A 6819-nucleotide genomic window follows, 5' to 3' on the forward strand; every position below is an offset into this window, starting at 1 on the left:
GTCAAGTGTCCCAGTGGGCGGGGCGGACGAGCGAAGGCGGGATTCTCGTCGCGGCGTCACCGCGGGCCGCGTTCAGCTGGACCTGCGTCAGGAAAAGAGTGCCCGTCAGGTCGGCACGTGAGAGCCGGGTGTCCCGGAAGTCGGCTCCGATCACGTCCGCCAGGCCCAGGTCCGCGCCGGTGAGGTCCGCCGCCACCAGGCACGCCGACCGCAGGTCCGCGCCCCGCAGATCCGCGCCACGCAGCCGGGCCCCGAAGAGATCACGGCCCGTGCGCCGCCTTCCGGGGCGATCGGGCGCGGTGGCGCGGACGAGGGCGCTCGCCCCGCGCAGCAGGGGCGCAACCGTCTCCCGGTGCGCTGCCACGTCGAAGTCGGCCAGTTCAGCGGCGGTTTCCAGAGTGAGACGCTCCGTGGCGTCGTGTGCCTGCCGCAGCTCCTGGCGGATCGGCCGGGCCGCGGGCAGAGCGAGAGCCTCCGTCAGAAGGCTGAGTATCTCGTGAAGCTGACGCATCACCCGGAACACGCGGAACATCTCGTCCGCGGTCTCCGGACGGGAACGCCAGTCCTGACGCGCGTACACGCCTTGCGAGACCTTCTGCCCCGCACCGAAGCAGTCGTACACGGTGCATCCGGAGTATCCGGCCGGCCGGAGCCGCCGGTGGATTCCGCATCGGAAGTCTTCCTGGAGGTTCGCACAGGGCTCGCCCGCCCCCTTGTCGACCGCGAAGTCGGCGGACGCGAAGAGGGTGAGGGCGACGCAGCACAGCCCGAAACAGTTGGCGCAGTCGCCGCGCAGGACATCCGGCCCGGTGCCGGTACTCGGAGCTGAACCGGGCTCGGGGGGTCGGGCTGTCCGGCTCATGTCCGCTGTCCCTCTGTGTCGTGCGGTGGCGGTGGCGCACGCAGCTTAGCCACGGAGATCCGGTGCGGTCGTCCCGTTTTTCGACAGCCCGCTTCCAGGCTCCTGATCCGTGCCCGCCATGATGGATGGCACGTACATCGTTTAGGGAGGTGGCCACCGGCATGGCGAACGCACCGGTCGACAGCATTCCGGCCCAGCGGGTTCTCACGGACCCCGCGGGTCTGGCCCGCTATCAGCACGACGAGGCCGAGTGGGCTCCGTACGGGATGCCCCGGGCGGTGGTGAGGCCGCAGAACACGGACGAGGTGCGCGCGGTGGTGCGCCACTGCGTCGAGCACGGGATTCCGCTCGTGTCGCGCGGTGCCGGTACGGGGCTCTCGGGCGGGGCCAACGCGGTGGACGGCGCGATCGTGCTCTCGTTCGAAGACATGAACGCGGTGCTGCGGATCGACCCCGCCGAACGGCTGGCGGTCGTGCAGCCCGGTGTCGTGAACGACGACCTGCGGGCCGCCTGCGCGGAGCACGGCCTCTGGTACCCGCCGGATCCCGCCAGTTCCCCGTGGTCCACCATCGGCGGGAACGTGGCGACGAACGCCGGCGGCATGTGCTGCGTGAAATACGGCGTGACCCGCGACTACGTGCTCGGCCTGGAGGTCGTGAACGGGCTGGGCGAGACGGTCAGGCTGGGGCGGAGCACCGCCAAGGGCGTCGCGGGCTACGACCTGGCCGGTCTGATGGTCGGGTCCGAGGGCACCCTCGGAGTGATCACCGAGATCACCGTACGGCTCAGGCCCGAGCGGCCTGCCGAGCGGACCGTCGCCGGGTACTTCTCCTCGGTCGTGACGGCGGGCGAGGCGGTCAGTGCCGTCACGGCCTCGGGCATCATCCCCTCGGCGCTGGAGCTCGTCGACCGGCACTGTCTCGCCGCCGTCGACGCGTGGAAGAACATGGGGCTGTCCGCAGACGCCGAGGTGGTCCTGCTGGGCAGGGTCGACACGCCCGGTGCCGAGGGGGACGCGGAAGCGGAACGCGTACGGGAGTGCTTCGAGCGCGCCGGAGCGACCTGGGCGGCGGTCTCCACCGACCAGCAGGAGGCCGACGCGCTCTTCGAGGCACGGCGGCTCGCCTACCCGGCACTCGAGCGCCTGGGCCCGGTGCTCACCGAGGACGTGTGCGTGCCCAGGACCGCGGTGCCGGAGATGCTGGCGAGGATCGAGCGTACGGCCGCCCGGCACGACATCCTGGTGGCCAACATCGCGCACGCGGGCGACGGCAACCTCCACCCGTTGATCATCACACCGCCCGGGGACGAAGCCGCCCGAGCCCGAGCCCAGTCGGCGTTCGAGGACATCCTGGACGACGCGATCGCGCTCGGAGGCACGGTGACGGGCGAACACGGTGTGGGTCTGCTGAAGATGGGCGGCCTGAGCAGGGAACTGGGTCCGGCCGTACTCGCCATGCACCGGGCCGTGAAGTCCGCCCTGGACCCGCACGGCATCCTCAACCCCGGCAAGGTGCTGCCCAGGGACGTCCTGGGAGCCTGACCCGCCGACGCACCGCGCGGCACCGGGCCCGTGGCGCTGTCGTTGTCAGTGGGCCGCGGCACACTGGCCGCAGGAGGAACGGGACTTCGGTGCAGCGGGGCTTCGGAGCGGCGGGACTTCGGGGACGGGGCGAGGGGTGGCGATGGCGGACGCTGAGGAGACGGGCTTCGAGCCGGCGACCGGGGACGGTCCGGTCCTTCCGGAATCCGCCGCGGCGGCCCGCGCCGCTGCCGTGGCCACCGCCTACGAGGGCCTGCTGCAGATCCGGCGCCTGACCAACCCGGAGCATCCCGCCCCGGAGTCGGTGCCCGCCGCCTGGGAAGTCATGCGCCCCGTGCGCGCGGTGGCACTGGCTCTGGAGGCGGCCGGTGTCGGGCCGTCGGCCGTGCACGCCTCGGGCCTGCGGGCCTCGACGGGCTATCTGGTCCAGGCAGGCTCCGCGCCCGGAACGGTCCGCGTGGAGTGGGTGGGCCCCGTGGGCAGTGGCGCGTCCCAGGACGAGGAGGAGTCGCTCACCCGGTGCGCGGGTGTCCTTGGCGAACTGGGCTGGACGGCGCTGCTCTATCGAGGGCCGCGACGGCGCCGGTTCCTGGAGGTGGAGCCGCCGTACGACCTCCGGCAGGCGGCCGCACGCTGACGGGGTCCGCGTCGCCGTGACGCAGGTTGCCGGTCGTTGTCGGACCCGTGGGAGATGCTGATGGTCCGACACCTCTGACCAGGAGAAGCCGAGATGGAGAAGAACGAGCTCGCCGCGGCCCAGGCTTACGTCAGGCTGCTGGAGGCCACGCGGGCCGTACTCACCGAGCCGCAGGACGCGCCCTCGTGCCTGCCGTTGCTCACCGCGCCGATGGAGGAGGCGGACCGCGCGCTCCGGGACGCCAATTTCTCCGGGAACGAGGAACGGCTCTTCGCTCTCGTACGGGCGCTGCGGCCCAGCCTGTCGGCGAGCAGCCGGTGAGAGCCCCCGCCGCTCCGGTGCGCGGCGCACGGGCGCCCCGGGGTCAGCTTTCGCCGGGGCGCGGTGCCAGCCCGAGCTCCCGCGCGCCCAGCGGCGCGAAGTACCGGGCCACGTCGCTCTCACGCACGTCCTCGGTGCGGGCCGGCGACCAGCGGGGCGCGTAGTCCTTGTCCACGATCCGGGCCCGCACGCCCTCGACGAAGTCGGGGTGGGCCAAAGCGCGGGTGGAGACGCGGAAGTCCTGGTCGAGAGATTCCTCCAGGCTCCCCGCCGCTCGCGCACGGCGTACGGCGGCCAGGGTGACCACCAGTGCGGTGGGTGACAGCGTGAGGAGCACCTCGGCGGTCTCCTTCGCGGCGGGGGCCCCGTGGTCGCGCAGCCGGTCCAGGATCCCGTCGACGGTGTCGGCGGCGTAGCAGCTGTCGATCCAGTCGCGCGCGGCGTCGAGTTCCCCGGCTTCCGGGGCGGTGGTGTGGCGCAGGACGGTGGCCGTCACCTCGGCGGGGGACGTGCACCCGGAGAGCGCGGCCGTGAGGGCCGGGAGGTCCTCCGAGCGGACGTGGTGGTCGGCGAGGCCGCACAGCAGCGCGTCCGCGGCGCCGACGGACCGGCCCGTGAGCGCGAGATGGGTTCCGAGTCCACCGGGGGCCCTGGACAGCAGGTGGAGTCCGCCGACGTCGGGCACGAATCCGATGGCGGTCTCCGGCATCGCGATCCGCGAGCGCTCGGTCACGACGCGTACACTCCCGTGCGCCGAGATCCCGACGCCGCCGCCCATCACGATGCCGTCCATGTAGGCGACGTAGGGCTTGGGATAACGGTGGATCCGGGCGTTGAGCCGGTACTCGTCGCGCCAGAAGTCGAGGGACGCGCCGGCGCCGGCCCTGGCGTCGTCGTGCAGGGCGCGGATGTCACCGCCCGCGCACAGGCCGCGGTCCCCTGCGCCCGAGACCAGCACCGCGGTGACGGCGTCGTCGCCTTCCGCCGCCGCGAGCGCCGCGTCGAGGGCGCGCACCGAGGCGTGGTCGAGGGCGTTCAGCACGCGCGGCCTGTTGAGCGTGATGTGGCGGACGTGACCGTCGGTGTGCGGGAGGACGGGGGCGTCGTCGGTCATGAATGGGCTCCGTTACGTCTTCCGCGGCGGCGCCCGCGGGTGCGGACGATCAATTCCCGCCATTGTGCGGCGTGGCCGGGGGCACCCGTGCGTGGGGGCGTCCGGGTGCGCGGCGGGCCCACCAGCATCTGTGGCACTCCCACCGGAGCGGCTCGACAATTGGACGATCAGGGGCTTTCCTCACAGCCCGTAGGGCCCGCCGCCGGACGACCTCCGGAGCCGCAATGACCGAGCAGACAGAGTCCGCGGATCACGCGTCGGCGCAGCCGCGTCCGGATGCCTCCGCATCCGACAGCGGGATCGGCACGGTCCAGCGGCTGGCGATGAACCGGACCGGGAGTTTCGACTGGGACCTGGAGACCCGGACCATGAACGTGGACGACGCCGGGTTGATCGTGTTCGGGGTGGATCCGGCGACGTTCGACGCCAGCCGCCCGGGGACGCTGGTCGAGCTGCTGGAGCCCGCGGAGCGTGAACGCCTGGACCTGTCCATCGACGAGGCCGTCACCAGTGGCGCCAGTTCGTACAGCGTGCACTTCCAGGTGCCGATGCGGGACGGGGAGGTCCAGTGGACGCACGCGCAGGCCCGCATCCTGCGCCACCCGGACGGCAGGGCCCACCGGATCGTCGGGGTGGTGCGGGACGCGACGGCGGAGGTCACGCACTCGGATTTCGTACTCGAACTGGAGAAGCGACGGCAGCGTCAGACGAGCATCGTCGAGCGGACGACCAGCGCCATGTCGCGTGCCGCCTCCGTGGACGACGTGACGGCGGCGCTGACCGGACCGGGGGGAACGGTGAGACTGGGTTCGGACGGGGTGACGCTCGGGCTGGTGGAGAACGCGTCACTGAACGTCGTCGCGGTGAGCGGGCAGACGCTGGAAGCGTTCGACGGACTGGGCTCCGGCGATCTCGGCCGGAAGCTGCCGCTGGTCGACACCATCCTCAGCGGCCGTCCCCGGTTCATCACCTCCCCCGACGACCTGGTCCGGCGCTATCCGTCGCTGAAGTCCCACGTCGACCATCTGGGCTTCTCCTCCGCCGCCTACCTGCCGCTCGTCGCCCAGTCACGCTCGCTGGGCGGACTGGCGATGTTCTACGCCAAGCCGATGTCGTTCAAGGCGGACGAGCGCATTCTCTGTCTGGGCCTCGCGGCCATCCTCGCGCAGAGCCTGCAGCGGGCGACTCTCTTCGACGAGGAGCGCGAGTTCGCGACCGGACTCCAGGCGGCGATGCTGCCTCGGCGCATCCAGAGCGTCGAGGGCGGCGAGATCGCGGTCCGCTACCACGCGGCGAGGACCGGGCGCGAGGTCGGCGGAGACTGGTACGACGTGATCCCGCTGCCCAACGGCCGGTACGGCCTGGTGGTGGGCGACGTGCAGGGACACGACACCCACGCGGCAGCGATCATGGGACAGCTCCGGATCGCCCTGCGCGCCTACGCCGCCGAGGGGCACCCCCCGGCGACCGTGCTGGCCAGGGCCTCACGCTTCCTCTCCGAACTGGACACCGACCGCTTCGCGACATGCACCTACGCCCAGGTGGATCTCGGATCGGGCGCCCTGCGCGTGGCACGCGCGGGCCACTTCGAGCCCCTCGTCCGGCACGCCGACGGGCGGGTCGGCAAACCTCAGGTCAGGGGCGGCCTCCCGCTCGGAATCTCGACGTACTTCGGGTACGAGGAGTTCCCCGAGACCCGTCTCGATCTCGTGCCGGGCGAGACCCTGGTGCTCTTCAGCGACGGCCTGGTGGAGGAGCCGGGATCCGACATCGACACCGGGCTGACGGCGCTGGCGCAGGAGGTGCGGACAGGGCCGCCGGAAGCCGAGGCGCTCGCCGATCACCTCTCCGAGCGGTTGTGGGAGCGCTGGGGATCGGGCGACGACGTCGCGCTGCTGGTGCTGCGGCGCAGTCCGGACGTGGGGTCCCCTCTGGCACCCCGACTGCACCAGTACATTCACCAGGCCGACCCCGAGGGCCTCTCGGACGCCCGCTCGATCGTCCGCCAGGCGCTGGCCGACTGGGGCATGGAGAACCTCGCCGACGACGCCGAACTCGTCACCGGTGAACTTCTGGTCAATGTGCTGCTGCACACGGAGGGAGGGGCGGTGCTCACGGTGGAGGTGCTTCCCGAGCCCGTGCGCGGCATACGCCTCTCGGTCCAGGACCGCTCCAGCGTGTGGCCGCGCAGGCGCTCCCCCGGCGAGACGTCGACCTCGGGCCGCGGGCTGCTGTTGCTGGACGCCGTCGCCCTCCGGTGGGGAATCGAGCCCAGGGGCGAAGGGAAGGCCGTGTGGTGCGAGATCGGGCCGTCCGGTCCGCCCGCCGCCCCTCCGGCGCC

6 protein-coding genes are annotated in these 6819 nt (G+C 72.2%); 4 read left to right on the plus strand and 2 right to left on the minus strand.

Features of this window, described 5'->3' with window-relative positions; translation table 11 throughout:
- Position 1 precedes the first annotated feature (1 nt).
- Positions 2-862: a pentapeptide repeat-containing protein gene (locus ACFWEP_RS29455; RefSeq protein WP_387374536.1), complete on the minus strand. Its 861-nt coding sequence runs from the start codon at positions 860-862 to the stop codon at positions 2-4.
- 161 nt (positions 863-1023) lie between these two features.
- On the opposite strand from ACFWEP_RS29455, the gene ACFWEP_RS29460 reads away from it, so the two are divergent.
- From ACFWEP_RS29460 to ACFWEP_RS29470, 3 genes are all read left to right on the plus strand, one after another.
- The gene (locus ACFWEP_RS29460; protein WP_387374538.1) at positions 1024-2406 is read left to right on the plus strand and encodes an FAD-binding oxidoreductase; all 1383 of its coding nucleotides are present in this window, start codon (positions 1024-1026) and stop codon (positions 2404-2406) included.
- 142 nt (positions 2407-2548) lie between these two features.
- Positions 2549-3043: a hypothetical protein gene (locus tag ACFWEP_RS29465; RefSeq protein WP_387374540.1), complete on the plus strand. Its 495-nt coding sequence runs from the start codon at positions 2549-2551 to the stop codon at positions 3041-3043.
- 93 nt (positions 3044-3136) lie between these two features.
- A complete protein-coding gene (locus ACFWEP_RS29470; protein WP_387374541.1) occupies positions 3137-3364 on the plus strand; it encodes a hypothetical protein in 228 nt (75 codons plus the stop codon).
- 43 nt (positions 3365-3407) lie between these two features.
- On the opposite strand, the gene ACFWEP_RS29475 is transcribed toward ACFWEP_RS29470, so the two are convergent.
- Complete coding sequence (locus tag ACFWEP_RS29475; protein ID WP_387374543.1) at positions 3408-4478, minus strand: enoyl-CoA hydratase/isomerase family protein; 1071 nt, start codon at positions 4476-4478, stop codon at positions 3408-3410.
- 224 nt (positions 4479-4702) lie between these two features.
- On the opposite strand from ACFWEP_RS29475, the gene ACFWEP_RS29480 reads away from it, so the two are divergent.
- A partial coding sequence (locus ACFWEP_RS29480) for a SpoIIE family protein phosphatase (protein ID WP_387374545.1) occupies positions 4703-6819 on the plus strand: 2117 nt, incomplete at its 3' end.

Source organism: Streptomyces sp. NPDC060198 (assembly GCF_042728415.1).
Classification (GTDB): Bacteria; Actinomycetota; Actinomycetes; order Streptomycetales; family Streptomycetaceae; genus Streptomyces.